The sequence below is a fragment of the Xanthomonas sp. D-109 genome (assembly GCF_017746095.1).
In the GTDB taxonomy this organism is placed as follows: Bacteria; Pseudomonadota; Gammaproteobacteria; order Xanthomonadales; family Xanthomonadaceae; genus Xanthomonas_A; species Xanthomonas_A sacchari.
Genome location: NZ_JAGHWV010000006.1, coordinates 35,002 through 49,961, shown reverse-complemented (window position 1 = coordinate 49,961; position 14,960 = coordinate 35,002). Strand labels below are relative to the sequence as shown.

Below are 14,960 nucleotides of genomic sequence, written 5' to 3'. Positions count from 1 at the left end.
GTAACACGCGCTTGGTGGTGTGTTCCGCGGCGGAACACATGCGCAGGGGGCAAAAAGTACAAGCCCTGCCGATGGTGGGCCATGTCGTTTGGCGATTAGCGGTGAGTCGAGCAATTCGTTGACGATGCGCTGATTGGCCTCTGGCATTGACTGCCGCTGCTTGGGTTGCCGCAGTAGCCTTGATGTTGACTTGGCCTTGGCCGCCTTGCGGCGCTGGGGCAGACGCTTGTCGCGCTTGCCCGAATTGTCCGATAGTGATTCGCCACACGCTGCCGTCCAGCAGAGACAGGCATCTTGGCTCGGGGATCGCTTGAAGGTAAGTTGCGCGGAAGTGCGCATCTAGATGCGCTGAGAGCAGGTAGACAACGCTATCCACCATGGGGCTGTTGAGCTGATTGCGTTTGTTTCCTCAGTGCGGCGATAGGGCCGCTGCGACAAACCGTCACATCCCATTTCGCCGCGCTGCACCAACAATAGGCATCGTTTCCGCTGCCTCAGGCGCTACCCATGGACGCCCTGCTGCTGTCGCGCATCCAGTTCGGATTCGTCATCAGTTTCCACGTGCTGTTCCCGGCCTTCACCATCGGTCTGTCGAGCTGGCTGGCGTTCCTGGAGTGGCGCTGGCTGCGTACGCGCGACACGGTGTGGCGCGATCTGTACTTCTTCTGGCTGAAGATCTTCGCCGTGTCGTTCGGCATGGGCGTGGTCAGCGGCATCGTGATGAGTTTCCAGTTCGGCACCAACTGGGCGGTGCTCAGCGAACGCGCCGGCAACATCCTCGGTCCGCTGCTCAGCTACGAGGTGCTGACCGCGTTCTTCCTGGAAGCCTCGTTCCTCGGGGTGATGCTGTTCGGCTGGCACAAGGTGCCGGAGAAGCTGCACTTCCTGGCCACCTGCCTGGTCGCCATCGGCACGCTGATCTCTACGTTCTGGATCCTGTCGGCCAACAGCTGGCTGCAGACGCCGGCCGGCTACGCCGTGGTCGAGGGCGTGTTCCACCCGGCCAACTGGCGCGAGGTGATCTTCAATCCGTCGTTCCCGTACCGGCTCACGCACATGGTGCTGGCCGCGTTCATCACGACGTGCTTCGTGATCGGCGGGGTCAGCGGCTGGTATCTGCGCCGCGGCGAACATCTGGACGCGGCCGGACGCATGCTCAAGCTGGCGGTGGCGTTCGCCGCGATCGCGCTGCCGCTGCAGATCGCCGCCGGCGATGCGCATGGCCTGAACACGCTCGAGCACCAGCCGATCAAGGTGGCGGCGATGGAGGGGCATTGGCATGGCGAGGCGAAGGGGCAGGGCGTGCCGCTGGTGGTGTTCGCGGTGCCCAACGAGGCCGCCGAACGCAACGATTACGAAGTGACCATTCCGCGCCTGGGCAGCGTGATCCTGACCCATACGCTGGATGGCGAGATCACCCCGCTGACCGCGGTGCCGCGGGACGAACGGCCGCCGGTGAAACCGGTGTTCTACGCGTTCCGGGTGATGGTCGGGCTGGGCATGGCGATGCTGCTGCTGGCGCTGGTGTCGCTGTTCTTCTGGTGGCGCGGCACGCTGCTGCGCCGGCGCGCGCTGCACCTGGCGTGGAACGCGATGCTGCCGGCCGGGTTCGTGGCCCTCGTCGCCGGCTGGTTCGTCACCGAGATCGGGCGCCAGCCGTACGTGATCTATGGCCTGCTGCACACCCGCGATGCGGTCAGCCCGACGGTCAGCCCGGCGATGGTGTGGATCTCGCTGAGCGTGTACGTGCTCGCCTACGCGCTGGTGTTCGGCTTCGGCAGTTGGTACATCCTGCGCATGCTGCGCCACGGGCCGCTGCCGCACGAGCCGGCGCCGCGCATGCAGGAGGGCGACAAGACCCCGGCACGGCCGCTGTCGGCGGCCGACGACGACATCGAGGAGATCCGCTGATGGACATGGCGACCGTATTGCCGGTGATCTGGTTCGGCGTGATCGGCTTCGGCGTGCTGATGTACGTGCTGCTGGACGGCTTCGTGCTCGGCCTGGGCATCCTGGCGCCGTTCGCCGAGGACGAGGAGCAGCTCGACCTGATGATGAATACCGCCGCGCCGATCTGGGACGGCAACGAGACCTGGCTGGTGCTCGGCGGCGCCGGCCTGCTGGCGGCCTTCCCCAAGGCCTACGCGATCGTACTGTCGGCGCTGTACCTGCCGGTGCTGCTGATGCTGATCGCGCTGGTGTTCCGTGGCGTGGCCTTCGAGTTCCGCTTCAAGGCGCGCACCTCCAAGTACCTGTGGGGCTGGGCGTTCGCACTGGGCTCGCTGTGCGCGGCGTTCTGGCAGGGGGTGATCCTGGGCGCGCTGGTGGAAGGCATGCCGTTGCAGGACGGCAAGTACCTGGGCGGGGTGCTGGGCTGGTTCAGCCCGTTCTCAATGCTCACCGGTGCGGCGGTGGTGTTCGGCTATGCGTTGCTCGGCGGCAGTTGGCTGATCCTCAAGACCGAGGGCGCGATGCAGCGCATCGCCCGCACCCTGACCCGGCCGCTGGTGCTGGTGGTGGTGGTGTTCATGGGCCTGGTCAGCGCCTGGCTGCCGTTCCTGGACTCGCGGATCATGGCGCGCTGGTTCCACGACGGGAACTTCTGGTGGCTGTCGCCGGTGCCGCTGCTGGTGCTGGTCAACGCGCTGGCGCTGTGGCGCGCGGCGATGGCGCAGGGTCGCGATGCGCGCCCGTTCGTGCTGACCCTGTGCTTCTTCGTGCTCGGCTTCTTCGGCCTGGTGCTGGGCATCTGGCCGAACATCGTGCCGCCCGGCCTGACCATCTGGGAAGCGGCCTCGCCGCCGTCCTCGCAGGGCTTCGTGCTGGTCGGGCTGGCGGTGCTGCTGCCGGTGATCCTGGGCTACACGGCGTGGTCGTACCGGGTGTTCCGCGGCAAGATCACCGCCGACACCGGCTACCACCACTGACGGCGGGCCGTCGCGGCGGCCGGGCGGCTTGCCAGCGACGGCGGTGGCGGCCAAGCTACCGGTTCCCCGCGCCGTGCGGGTCATCGCCCGCCCGAGCCGCCGCCCCGCATGTCCGCTGTTTCCTCCGAAATTCCCGTCGCGCCCCTGTTGCACCCGCTGGCCGTCGGCGACGCGCGGCGCCCGCTGGCCTTCGCCAACGGCGAACACATCGACCTGGCCACCTTCCTCGGCCACGTGCGCGGCCTGGCCGCGGTACTGCCGGCCGGCCGGCATGCGCTGAACCTGTGCGAGGACCGCTACCGTTTCATGGTCGCGTTCTGCGCGGTGGCGCTGCGCGGGCAGACCTCGCTGCTGCCGTCCTCGCGCGCGCCGGCGGTGGTGGCCGAGGTGCAGCGCACCCATGCCGACTGCTACTGCCTGGGCGACCTGGCGCTGGCCGAGCCGCCGCCGCGCTACTGGCAGCTGCCGGACGCGCTGCCGTCGCTGGATGGGCCGATGCCGCAACTGGCCGACGACGCGCTGGTGGCGATCGGCTTCACCTCCGGCAGCACCGGCGCGCCCAAGCCCAATCCCAAGACCTGGGGCAGCTTCCTCACCAGCACCCGCCAGGACCTGCTGGCACTGGTCGGGCTGTGGCCGGATACGGCGGTGCCGCAGGTGGTGGCCACGGTGCCGCCGCAGCACATGTACGGGATGGAGCTGTCGATCCTGCTGCCGCTGGTGACGCCGCTGGCGGTGCACGCCGGGCGCCCGTTCTTTCCCGAGGACGTGGCCCGCGCGCTGGCGCAGTTGCCGGCGCCGCGCCTGCTGGTGACCACGCCGGTGCATCTGCGCGCGCTGGTCGAATCCGGTGTCGCCCTGCCGCCGCTGGCCGGCATCGTCTCGGCCACCGCGCCGCTGGCGCAGGAACTGGCCGCCGCCGCCGAGGCGCGCTTCGGCGGCGAGGTGCGCGAGATGTTCGGCTCCACCGAGACCTGCGTGTTCGCCAGCCGCCGCACCGCCTGCGAAGTGCCGTGGACGCCGCTGCCCGGCGTGCGCGTGGCGCCGCAGCCGGATGGCACCCTGGTGCACGCGCCGCATCTGCCGCAGCCGGTGCTGCTGGCCGACCTGATGGAAGTGGACGCCGACGGCCGTTTCCAGGTGCGCGGCCGCCAGGCCGACCTGCTGGAAATCGCCGGCAAGCGCGCCTCGCTGGCCGATCTTACCCGGCGTCTGCTGGCGCTGCCGGGCGTTGTGGACGGCGCGATGCTGCAACTGGACCCGGAACCGGGCCAGGCGGTGGGCCGCATCGCCGCGGTGGTGGTGGCGCCGACCCTGGACGAGGCCGCGATCCTGGCCGCGCTGCGCCGCGAACTGGACCCGGTGTTCCTGCCGCGCCGCCTGCGCCTGCTCGACGCCCTGCCGCGCAACGAGACCGGCAAGCTGCCGCGCGATCGGTTGCTGGCGTTGCTGGCGGCGCGCGAGGACTGACGGGGCGGTCGAACCGCGCCGGCATCGGGCTGGTTTGGCCAGCGGCCAATCGACCCAACGTTTGCGATACGCCGAGCCTGTCTCGCGGCAGGTCGCGTCGCAAGCGCAGGCATGCCCATCGCTGCGGCATAACCGGTTCTGCCGCGATCCTGCCGGTACCCGCTCAGGAAAGCGCGGCGGCGACCTGCGCGAACAGGTGCGGCAGATCCACCGGCATGCGGGTGTCCACGTCGATCACCGTCCCCAGGCCGATCGGACCGGGATAGTCGGCAAGCAGGTCGGGCGGCAGTTCCCGCAGGGGGTGCGCCGCATGCTGCGTGCCCGTCGCGGCGCGCGCGCGGAAGCGGCGCAGGGTCTCGTCCTGGCCGCAGTGGCAATGGACTTCCACCAGCCTCGCCTGCAGTGCGGCGATCCTGCCGCGCTCGTAGTCGCTGCGGGGCCGGAAGTTGGCTTCCAGCACCGCGTGCGGACTGCGCTGTGCCAGCGACCAGAGCATCTCCATCGCGGCGCCGCCGAGACGGCGCGACGCGGCGAGATCGCCGCCGCCATCGCCCAGGGCGTCGGTCAGCGTCTCCTTGATGAAATCCTTGCAGAACAGCGGAAAGCCCAGGTGTGCCGCCAGCGGGACCGCCAGCGTGGTCTTGCCGGCGCCGGGGGCGCCGGACACCAGGACGATCTTGCGTTGCCGTTCAACCATGGACGCCGTCGATCTCCACCGCCAGTTCGTCGCGGCAGATCACCGCGTGCAGCAGCAGGCGTGGCACGCGGTCGCCGAAGCGCGCATCGAGGGCATCGGCGACCAGCGGCAGGTCGCCGGGCTCGCGGACGTAGACCTTCAGCCGGGTGCCGTCGCCGAACTGCGGCGGCAGGTCCGGGGCGTGTTCGCGCGCGGCCGCCAGCAGGGCGTCGAAGTTGGCGAAGGTTTCCTCCAGCTGCGCCAGCAACTGGCCCTGGTGCATGGAGGCGTGGCCGACCACGCTGGCGGTGCCCGACAGCAGCAGCGGCATGTCGCTGCCGGCCGGCGGCAGCATGGCGCGGGCGAAACTGGGCGGCTGCGGGCCGTACTGGCGCGGGTAGCGGTAGGCGCTGACCTGGCGCGGGTTCTCCAGCGGGGTGCCGGCCTGCGCGGCGGCCAGCCAGTAGATCTGCATCACCCGTGCGTCGTCGCAGCGGCCGACCGCGGTCGCCGCCGGCAACTGGGTAGCGTCGAAATCGCCCAGCCCGCGCGCGCGGCCGACGCAGAAGCGCCGGTAGCGCTCGCGGTCGCCGCTGCCCAGGGTGATCGCATCCAGATAGTTCCAGATCCGCAGCAGGCGCGGGGTGGCACTGCCGGCGACGAAGGCGCTGAGCTGGGCGTAGGCGAGCGCGGCGGCTTCCTCGATGTCCAGGTCGACCTGGCGCTCGTCGATCTCGATCACGCCGAACTGCAGGCGGCCGTCGCTGGCCCAGGCGATGGCGCCGTCGCGGCCGCTGTGCACGGGGGCGTCGGTGCGCCACACCTCGAGCACGCGCGGGCCGTGCGGCTGCAGCGGCACGCGCAGGTAGCGCGGGTCGTCGTGGTAGGGCGCGGTCTCGCCGAAGCCGAACACCGCCAGCACGCGGTCCTCGCCCAGCCACTGGCTGGGGTCGGTCTCGGCGACGTAGTCCACCTGCAACTGCGGATGGCCCTGCGTGTGGTGCGGAAACTGCAGGTGCGGGCGGCTCATGGGGTGTCTCCGTGCAAGGTGTCGCCGTGGAACGATTCGCGGGCCTGGCGGCGGCGGTGGCGCCAGGCGCGCCATGCCCGCGGCAGCATCGCCACCGCGGACAGCGCATAGATGGCGCGGAACACCCGCAGGCGGCGCAGCACCGCACGGTTGTCGAAGACGTCGCCGGCGAGCATCGCCACCACCGCCTGCTCCACCTGCAGCACGTTGCGCGGCTGCGCGAACAGCTCGCGCATGGTCGGCGAGGTGAAGCGGTAGATGAACCACTTGAACTCGTCCAGGCCGCCGCGCAGGTGCCGCTCCAGGCGCCGCTGCAGCCGCGCTTCGCGGGCCGGGTCGCGCAGCGCGGCGTCGACCATGGCCGCGCCGCGCTCGGCGCTGTGCATGGCCAGGTACACACCGGAGGAGAACATCGGATCGACGAAGGCGTAGGCGTCGCCGAGCATCAGCCAGCGCGGCCCGCTCATGCGCGTGCATTCGTAGGCGTAGTTGCCGGTGGCATGCACCGGCGCCACGCGCTGCGCGTCGGCCATGCGCGCCACCACGTCCGGATTCAGCGCCAGCGTACGCAGCAGGAACGTCTCGCTGTCGCAGCCCTGGCGGGTCTTCATGTATTCCGGGTCGCACACCGCGCCCACGCTCATCACGTCGTCGGGCAGCGGGATCAGCCACATCCAGCCGTGCGCGTGGCGGTAGATGCTGATGTTGCCGGCGTCCTCGCCCGGGCGCCGCGCCACGCCGCGGAAATGGCTGAACAGCGCCGCCGACTGGTGCCGCGGGTTGGCGCGCTTGAGCTTGAGCTTGTTGCCGAGAAAGGTGTCGCGGCCGCTGGCGTCGATCAGGTAGCGCGGCCGGTAGTGGCGCAGGCCGTCGGCGCTGCGTGCCTGCACCGTCGGCGTCTCGCCGTCCAGTTGCACCGCCTCGACGCGGATGCCCTCGTGCACGTCGGCGCCGACCGCACGCGCGTGGGCGAACAGCACCCGGTCGAAGTCGGCGCGCGGCACCTGCAGCGCGAAGTCGGACTGCGCGCCCAGCGCGTGCGCGAAACGGAAGGTGTTGTAGCCGCCGGCATCGTTGGGGAAATCGGCGCCGAGCTTGAGCACGCCGATCGCCCGTACCTGATCGAGCACGCCCAGCCGCTGCAGGATCGGCATGTTCATCGGCAGCAGCGATTCGCCGATGTGGAAGCGTGGGTGGTGGTCCTTTTCCAGCACCGTCACCCGCCAGCCGCGTTGCGCCAGGGCGATCGCCGCCGCGCAGCCGGCCGGCCCTCCGCCGATCACCAGCACGTCGGGCGTTTCCGCCTCGATGGCGCTTGCGGTGGGGGGAGGGGAAGCAACGGCGGGGGACGTCATCCTGAGGGAACCTGCGGGCGCAACGGCGGGGCGAAACGGCATGATAGCGTGCTGTTCGCGGGCCGATGGTTGCGCCGCAGCGCCCGATGCACCATCTTGTCGCACCCGTCCTTACGCCTGGAAGCCCCTGGATGTCTTCGCAAACCGCCGCCGAACGTGAACTGGCCGAGCTGCTGGTCGAGAGCCTGAACCTGGAAGACGTCCAGCCCGGCGACATCGATCCGGAGGCGCCGCTGTTCAATACCGGCCTGGGGCTGGACTCGATCGACGCCCTGGAGCTGGCGCTGGCGATCAGCAAGCGCTACGGCTTCCAGCTGCGTTCGGACAACGACGAGAACCGCCGCATCTTCGCCTCGCTGCGCGCGCTGTCGGCGCATGTCGAAGCCAACAAGACTAGCTGAGCCGGCCGACGCCGCGCCCTGGGCGCTGGCCCTGGGCGTGCTGCTGGCGCTGGCCTACTCGCCGCTGGCGCACTGGGCCAACGCCGCGCACCGCCCGGACCTGGCGGTGCTGGCCGGGGCGGCGCTGGTGCTGATGGTGCTGGTGGAGCCGATGGCGCGCTGGCGGCCCTGGGCCTGGGCGCTGGCCATCGCCGCGACGGCGGCGCTGGTGCCGCTGTGGCACTCGCCGCACGCGCTGCTGTTGCTGGCCGCGCCGCCGGTGCTGTTCACCGCCTGGGTGGCCTGGTTCTTCGGGCGCAGCCTGCAGCGCGGGCGCACGCCATTGATCACCCGCATCGTCGAGGCGCTGTACCGCCAGGCCGGCATGCCGATCACCGCGGAGCAGCTGCGCTACACCCGCCGCCTGACCCTGGCCTGGACCCTGCTGCTGGTGGGGCTGACCCTGCTCAACCTGGTGCTGGCGCTGTGCGCCCAGCCCAGCGGGGTGCTGGCGCAACTGGGCCTGGCCGCGCCGCTGTCGATCAGCGACGCGCGCGCCTCGCTGTTCGCCAACCTGCTGGGCTACGGGGTCATCGGCGGCTTCTTCGTCGGCGAGTACCTGCTGCGCGGGCGCTGGTTTCCGCAGCGTCCCTACCGTAATCTGCCCGATTTCCTGCACCGGTTGGCGCGGCTGGGGCCGGTTTTCTGGCGCGATCTATTGCGCTGACGTGCGGGAGTGCAGGGGACGCAAGGGTCGTGCAGATCATCAAGGAAAACAGCAAGTTGCCGCAGGCTGGGATGCCTTCGCGCATGGCCTGGGCCGTGTGGAACGCCCTGCAGCTGGCATTCACCCTGGCGCACACCGCGCTGGGCATCGTCGTCGCGCTGGTGCTGCTGCGGCTGAGCGGGCCGCGCCTGCCGCTGCGCATGGGCGCGCGCTTCTGGGCGCCGGTGCTGCTGTTCGGCGCCGGGGCGCGGCTGGAGGTGGAGGGCCGCGAGCGGGTGGACTGGTCGCGCAACCACCTGTTCGTCAGCAACCACCAGTCGATCATCGACATCTGCGCGCTGTTCATGGCGCTGCCGGTGCCGCTGCGCTTCCTGCTCAAGGACGAGATGCTGAAGGTGCCGTTCGTGAACTGGTATGCGCGCGACACCGGCATGCTGTTCCTGGACCGCGACAGCCGCCGCGCCGGGGCGATGATGCGGCGCGAGGCGGCGGCGCTGCTGCGCCGTGGCCAGGACCTGTGCCTGTTCCCGGAAGGCACCCGCAGCCGCAGCGGCGCGCTGGCCGAGTTCAAGGCCGGGCTGCTGCAGGCCGCGATCGATGCCGGAGTGGACGTGGTGCCGGTGGCGCTGGACGGGGCGGGCAAGGTGCTGCCGCCGACCAGCCTGTTCCGGGTCCGGCCCGGCCTCATCCGGGTGCGGATCGGCACGCCGATCCGGGTGAACGGCGAGGACGGCCCGCTGACTCGCCAGGAAGTGACCCAGCGCGCGCACCAGGCCGTCCGTGCGATGCTCGAACCCAGGATATGAGTCGCCCGTATGCAATTCGTCGTACCGCATGATCATCCCAGCCTGCCCGGCCACTTCCCGGGCCGCCCGGTGGTGCCCGGCGTCGTGGTGCTGGACCACGTGCTGCAGGCCGTGGAGGCGGCGCACGGCGCGCGCGCGCCGCTGCGCCTGCCGCAGGTGAAGTTCGTGCAACCGCTGTTTCCCGGCCAGCCGGCGCGGGTGGAACTGGACGGCGCCGCACCGCGCTGGCGCTTCCGCGTGCTGCGCGGCGAGGACCTGCTGGTCAGCGGCGAACTCAACGCCGAGGCGGCGCCGTGAGCGCCGGCTGGAAGCACCGCCCGGAAGGCGGCGGCCGTTTCGCCCTGTGGCTGATCCGCAGCATCGCCCGCTACGGCGGCCGCGCCGTCGGCCGCCTGCTGCTGTACCCGATCACCCTGTACTTCCTGCTGGTGCGCGGCCCGGAACGGCGCGATTCGCGGCACTACCTGAGCCGCGTGTTCGACCGCCCGGCCACCCTGCTGGAGGTGGCCCGGCACATCCACACCTTCGCCTCGACCATCCTCGACCGGGTGTTCATGCTGTGCGGGCATATGCACCGCTTCCGGGTGCAGATCCGCGGCCTGGACCAGTTGCACGCGCAGATGGACCGCGGCCGCGGCGTGCTGATCTTCGGCTCGCACCTGGGCAGCTTCGACGCGCTGCGGGTGCTGGCCACCGAGCGTCCGGACGTGCAGGTCAAGGTGGTGCTGGACAAGGCGCACAACCCGGCGATGACCGAGCTGCTCGGCGCGCTGAACCCGCAGCTGGCCGCCAACATCATCGACGCCGGCATGGACAGCACGTCCATCGTCATGGCGATCAAGCAGGCCACCGACGACGGCGCGCTGGTCGCGCTGCTGGTGGACCGGCCGCGCCCGGAGGACCCGGCGCTGCCGGCCGCGTTCATCGGCCAGGGCGCGCTGTTCCCGACCTCGCCGTGGCTGATCGCCGCCGCGCTCAAGGTGCCGGTGGTGCTGGCGTTCGGCCTGTACCGCGGCGGCAACCGCTACGAACTGGTGTTCGAGACTTTCAGCGAAGGCCTGGACCTGCCGCGCCGGCAGCGTGCGCCGGTGCTGGCCGCGCTCATCCGCGATTACGCCGCCAGGCTGGAGCATTACACCCGCTCCGCGCCCTACAACTGGTTCAACTTCTACGACTTCTGGAACAACCGCCATGCCGATGCGCCGCACCTTGCCGTGGATGCTGATACTGCTGTGCAGCGCCGCACCGCTGAGCGCCGCATCGCCTGAGGTGCCGGACGCCGACTGGATCCTGCAGAAGCTGGCGCGGCCGGCGCCGGTCAGCACCGCCTTCGTCGAACTGCGCGGTTCGGCGCTGCTGAAGACCCCGCTGCGCGTGCAGGGCGAGTACCGCCGTCCGGATGCGCAGACCCTGGTGCGCGAGGTCACCGCGCCGTACCACGAGACCACCACGCTGCGTGGCGGCGACGCCACGCTGGAGCGCGACGGCAAGCCGCCGCGGCGCTTCTCGCTGGCGCGGGTGCCGGAACTGGCCGGCCTGCAGAGCGGCTTCGGCGCGTTGCTGTCCGGCGACCGCGCGTTGCTGCAGCAGCAGTTCAACATCAGCAGCAGCGGCACCCGCGAGCGCTGGCAGCTGCAGTTGCAGCCCAAGGATCCGGCCATGGCCGCGCACGTGCGCAGCCTGCGCCTGTACGGCCGTGGCGCCGAACTGCGCTGCATCGAGACCACCCCGGTCAAGGGCGACGTCCAGCGCACCCTGCTGGCCGGCGCCGCGCAGGCCGCCGGCGCCGTTGCCGACGGCGCCGCGCTGACCGCGCTGTGCCACGGCGACGCGGCGTGATTCCCGCACGTGGAGGCGCCCGCCGGCAGCGTGCTGCCGGCCTGACGGCTGCGCGTGCGGTGGCTGATCGCACGGCGCAGGCAGGCGTGGGGGCGCGGCGATGAAGCGAGCCCTGAGTTCGAAGATGCGGATCTCGCTGGCGCTGCTGTGGCTGGCGCTGCTGACCGTGGCCGGGATCTGGCTGGGCAATGCGCTGCAGGTGTCGGGTGATCTGCGTAAATTCATGCCGGAAGCCCGCACTCCCGCGCAGAAACTCCTGCTCGACGAACTCGGCGAAGGCCCCGGCTCGCGGCTGCTGCTGATGTCGCTGTCCGGGGCCGATGCGGCCACGCTGGCGCGGCAATCGCAGGCGCTGCATGCCGAACTGGCCGCGCAGCGCGACGTGTTCGAACTGGTCGCCAACGGCGCCGACGCCGGCCTGGACGCGATCCCGCCGCGCCTGCTGCCGTACCGCTATCTGCTCAGCGACAGCTTCGACGCCAGGCCGCTGGATGCGCCGACCCTGCGCGATGCGCTGCAGGCACGGCTGCAGGACCTGGGCTCGCCGGCGGCGGCGATGGTGGAGCCGTTGCTGCCGCGCGATCCCACCCTGGAAGTGCTGCACCTGGCCGAGAGCCTGCAGCCGGCCGGCGGCCCGCAGCAGCGCGACGGGGTGTGGTTCGACCGCGCCGGCAAGGACGCGCTGCTGGTGGCGCAGACCCGCGCGGCCGGCTTCGACCCCACCGGCCAGCAGCGCGCGGTGGATGCGATCCATGCCGCCTTCGCCAAGGTCAGCGCCGGCACCGGCAGCAAGCTGACCCTGACCGGCCCCGGCGCGTTCTCGGTGGAGATCGGCGGGCGCACCCAGAACGAGGCGCAGTGGATCGGCACCCTGGATACGGTGGGGCTGATCGTGCTGCTGCTGGTGGCCTACCGCAGCTGGAAGATCCCGGTGCTGGGCGTGCTGCCGCTGGCCAGCGCCGGCCTGGCCGGGCTGGGCGCAGTGGCCTTGCTGTTCGACGGCGTGCACGGCATCACCGTGGCGTTCGGCTTCACCCTGATCGGCGTGGTGCAGGACTACCCGATCCACCTGTTCAGCCACCAGCGCCCGGGCCTGGATCCGCGCGAGAACGCCCGCCATCTGTGGCCGACCCTGGCCACCGGCGTGGTCTCCACCTGCATCGCCTACGTCACCTTCCTGTTCTCCGGCGTGGACGGCCTGCGTCAGCTGGCGGTGTTCACCATCGCCGGCCTGCTGGTGGCGGCGCTGACCACGCGCCTGCTGCTGCCGGCGCTGATCGACCCCTCGCCGCGCGACCATGCCGATTCGCCGATGCTGGAGCGGCTGTGGCGCGGCATCGCGCGGCTGCCGCGGCCGCGCTGGTCGCTGCTGCCGCTGGCCCTGCTGGCGGCAGCGGTCATCGTGTTCGCGCCAGGGCCGTTCTGGCAGAACGACCTGTCCAAGCTGACCCCGGTGCCGGCCGACGGCCTGGCCCGCGACGCGCACCTGCGCCAGGAACTGGGTGCGCCCGACGTGCGCTACGTGCTGGCGCTGCCGGCGGCCTCGGCCGAGGCCGCGCTGGCCGCGTCCGAACGCCTGCGCCCGCGTCTGGACGCGCTGGTGACGCGTGGCGAACTGGCCGGCTACGACATGGCCGCGCGCTACCTGCCCAGCGCCGCCACCCAGCGTCGGCGCCAGGCCGCCTTGCCCGATCCGGCGCAGGCGCAGGCGATCACCGCCGCCGCGGTCGCCGCCACGCCGTTCCGCGCCGATGCGTTCGGGCCGTTCCTGGCCGACCTGCAGGCCGCACGCAGTGCGCCGCTGCTGACCGCGCGCGACCTGCACGGCACGCCGCTGGCGACGCCCGTCGGCGGCCTGCTGCTGGAGCGCCCGGACCGCACCACCGCGCTGGTGTCGCTGACCGGCCTGCGCGATCCGGCGCAACTGGCGCGCGCGGTGCAGGGCAGCGGCGCGCAACTGCTGGACCTCAAGGACGCCTCCGAATCGCTGGTCGCGGCCTATCGCGGCCGCGTGCTCGCCGCGCTGGGCGTGGCCGCGGTGCTGCTGGCGCTGACCGTGGCGATCGCGCTGCGCACGCCGCGGCGCATCGTGCGCGTGCTGCTGCCGATGGCGCTGACCACGCTGCTGATCCTGGCGATCCTGCGCGGCTGCGGGGTCGAACTGAACCTGTTCCACCTGATCGCGCTGATCCTGGCCGCCGGCCTGGGCCTGGACTACGCGCTGTTCTTCGACCACGCCGGCGACGACCGCGCCGACCAGTTGCGCACCCTGCATGCGCTGATCGTGTGCAGCCTGATGACCCTGCTGGTGTTCGCACTGCTGGCCGCCTCCAGCATCCCGGTGCTGCGCGCGATCGGCAGCACGGTGGCGCTGGGCGTGTTGTTCAATTTCGTGCTGGCGCTGCTGATTTCGCGCGAGACCGCCAGCGACGCCCAGGAGAACCGCCATGCACACTGAGCCACTGCACGGACGCGACGCCATCGCCGCCCTGGTCCCGCACCAGGGCCTGATGTGCCTGTGGGAAGAGGTGGTGGCCTGGGATGCGCAGCGCGTGCTGTTGCGCAGCGTCGCGCATCGCCAGGCCGCGCATCCGCTGCGCAGCGGCGATCGGCTGCACGCGCTGCACCTGTGCGAATACGGCGCGCAGGCGATGGCGGTGCACGGCGGCCTGCTCGGCCGTGCCGCCGGCACGCCGGTGCGGCCGGGCATGCTGGTGGCGCTGCGCGGGGTGCAGTTGCACGTCGGCGAACTGCAGGATCTGCCGGGTCCGATCGAAGGCGAGGCCGAGGTGCTGCTGCAGGCCGAGGACAGCCAGCAGTACGCCTTCCGCATCAGCCATGCCGGGCAGCTGCTGGCCGAGGGCCGCGCGACGGTGATGCTGCGCGCAGCCGGCTGAGCCGGCGCCTGCCGCCGGCGTAAGCGCGCCGCAGTGCGGCTGTGGCAAGGTGGCGCTACCGTCGATCGCGGCGGGATGGGAACAACGGAGCTTGTTGATGCGGTCCATCGAAACCTTCCATGCCACCGCGTTCCTGGACACGGTGGTCAGCCTGGTGGCGGCGTTCCTGCTCGGCACCCTGATCGGCGCCGAGCGCCAGTACCGCCAGCGCACCGCCGGCCTGCGCACCAATGTGCTGGTGGCGCTGGGCGCGGCGGCGTTCGTGGACCTGGGCATGAGCATCGCCGGCAGCGCCGAGGCGGTGCGGGTGATCTCCTACGTGGTCTCCGGCATCGGCTTCCTCGGCGCCGGCGTGATCATGAAGGAAGGCATGAATGTGCGTGGGCTCAACACCGCCGCCACGCTGTGGTGCTCGGGCGCGGTCGGCTGCTGCGCCGGCGCGGACATGCTGGCCGAGGCCACACTGCTCACGGTCATGGTGATCGGCGGCAACACCTTGTTGCGGCCGCTGGTCAACGCGATCAACCGCATTCCCATCAATGCCCACGCCACCGAGATGCACTATGCGGTGCGCCTCACCGTGGCCACCGCCGCCGTGCCGGAACTGCGCGAGCGCCTGGTCGAGGAACTGGAGGCGGCGCACTACCCGGTGAGCGCGGTGGACCTGGTCGAGCGCGGCGACGAGCAGACCGAACTGGTGGCCTCGCTGGTCAGCAGCGCGGCGCATCCGGACGAACTGGATGCGGTGATCGCGCGGCTGCAGCGCACCGACGAGGTGGTACACGGGACCTGGGAAACCAGCACCCGCGATTGAGGCCGGCAGTGGCGCGGCAGCGCGACCGCATGCGCCGCG

15 protein-coding genes are annotated in these 14,960 nt (G+C 71.2%); 12 read left to right on the top strand and 3 right to left on the bottom strand.

Annotated elements, in window-relative coordinates:
- The first annotated feature begins 507 nt into the window (after window positions 1-507).
- The 3 genes from J7357_RS06425 to J7357_RS06415 all read left to right on the top strand — a co-directional run bounded on the left by J7357_RS06425 (window position 508) and on the right by J7357_RS06415 (window position 4,397).
- Window positions 508-1,911: a cytochrome ubiquinol oxidase subunit I gene (locus J7357_RS06425; protein ID WP_209245463.1), complete on the top strand. Its 1,404-nt coding sequence runs from the start codon at window positions 508-510 to the stop codon at window positions 1,909-1,911.
- Window positions 1,911-2,927 carry a cytochrome d ubiquinol oxidase subunit II gene (cydB, locus tag J7357_RS06420; protein WP_010342708.1) on the top strand — a complete coding sequence of 339 codons (1,017 nt, stop codon included), beginning with the start codon at window positions 1,911-1,913 and terminating at the stop codon, window positions 2,925-2,927. Before J7357_RS06425 ends, cydB begins: the two co-directional genes overlap by 1 nt.
- 108 nt (window positions 2,928-3,035) lie before the next feature.
- Window positions 3,036-4,397: an AMP-binding protein gene (locus J7357_RS06415; protein WP_209245462.1), complete on the top strand. Its 1,362-nt coding sequence runs from the start codon at window positions 3,036-3,038 to the stop codon at window positions 4,395-4,397.
- Between the two features lie 163 nt (window positions 4,398-4,560).
- Here the strand turns inward: J7357_RS06415 and J7357_RS06410 are convergent, their stop codons facing one another.
- From J7357_RS06410 to J7357_RS06400, 3 genes are read right to left on the bottom strand one after another with little or no spacing between them, the layout of a single operon-like run.
- Complete coding sequence (locus tag J7357_RS06410; protein ID WP_209245461.1) at window positions 4,561-5,094, bottom strand: AAA family ATPase; 534 nt, start codon at window positions 5,092-5,094, stop codon at window positions 4,561-4,563.
- A complete protein-coding gene (locus J7357_RS06405) occupies window positions 5,087-6,103 on the bottom strand; it encodes a pteridine-dependent deoxygenase (protein WP_209245460.1) in 1,017 nt (338 codons plus the stop codon). Before J7357_RS06405 ends, J7357_RS06410 begins: the two co-directional genes overlap by 8 nt.
- Window positions 6,100-7,458 (bottom strand): FAD-dependent oxidoreductase, encoded by a 1,359-nt coding sequence (locus J7357_RS06400; RefSeq protein WP_244667325.1) that lies wholly within the window; start codon window positions 7,456-7,458, stop codon window positions 6,100-6,102. The genes J7357_RS06405 and J7357_RS06400 overlap by 4 nt, the downstream gene beginning before the upstream one ends.
- A 131-nt stretch (window positions 7,459-7,589) precedes the next feature.
- Between J7357_RS06400 and xanC the strand changes: the two genes are divergently transcribed.
- From xanC to J7357_RS06355, 9 genes are all read left to right on the top strand, one after another.
- Window positions 7,590-7,859 carry a xanthomonadin biosynthesis acyl carrier protein XanC gene (xanC, locus tag J7357_RS06395; protein WP_003470209.1) on the top strand — a complete coding sequence of 90 codons (270 nt, stop codon included), beginning with the start codon at window positions 7,590-7,592 and terminating at the stop codon, window positions 7,857-7,859.
- Window positions 7,834-8,565 carry a ketosynthase gene (locus J7357_RS06390; protein ID WP_209245459.1) on the top strand — a complete coding sequence of 244 codons (732 nt, stop codon included), beginning with the start codon at window positions 7,834-7,836 and terminating at the stop codon, window positions 8,563-8,565. The genes xanC and J7357_RS06390 overlap by 26 nt, the downstream gene beginning before the upstream one ends.
- A 56-nt stretch (window positions 8,566-8,621) precedes the next feature.
- Window positions 8,622-9,371, top strand: a complete 750-nt coding sequence (locus tag J7357_RS06385) for a lysophospholipid acyltransferase family protein (protein ID WP_209245648.1) — start codon at window positions 8,622-8,624, stop codon at window positions 9,369-9,371.
- A 9-nt stretch (window positions 9,372-9,380) separates the two neighbouring features.
- Window positions 9,381-9,668, top strand: a complete 288-nt coding sequence (locus J7357_RS06380) for a hypothetical protein (protein WP_017914445.1) — start codon at window positions 9,381-9,383, stop codon at window positions 9,666-9,668.
- On the top strand, window positions 9,665-10,639 hold the full coding sequence (locus J7357_RS06375) for an acyltransferase (protein ID WP_209245458.1): 975 nt from the start codon (window positions 9,665-9,667) through the stop codon (window positions 10,637-10,639). Before J7357_RS06380 ends, J7357_RS06375 begins: the two co-directional genes overlap by 4 nt.
- A complete protein-coding gene (locus tag J7357_RS06370) occupies window positions 10,563-11,210 on the top strand; it encodes a LolA-related protein (protein ID WP_343237395.1) in 648 nt (215 codons plus the stop codon). The genes J7357_RS06375 and J7357_RS06370 overlap by 77 nt, the downstream gene beginning before the upstream one ends.
- Window positions 11,211-11,310: 100 nt before the next feature.
- Window positions 11,311-13,668, top strand: coding sequence for an MMPL family transporter (locus J7357_RS06365; RefSeq protein WP_209245457.1), 2,358 nt, complete (start codon window positions 11,311-11,313; stop codon window positions 13,666-13,668).
- 4 nt (window positions 13,669-13,672) lie between these two features.
- On the top strand, window positions 13,673-14,107 hold the full coding sequence (locus J7357_RS06360; protein WP_209245646.1) for a phosphotransferase: 435 nt from the start codon (window positions 13,673-13,675) through the stop codon (window positions 14,105-14,107).
- Window positions 14,108-14,204: 97 nt separating this feature from the next.
- A complete protein-coding gene (locus tag J7357_RS06355) occupies window positions 14,205-14,921 on the top strand; it encodes an MgtC/SapB family protein (protein WP_209245456.1) in 717 nt (238 codons plus the stop codon).
- The last annotated feature ends 39 nt before the right edge of the window (window positions 14,922-14,960 follow it).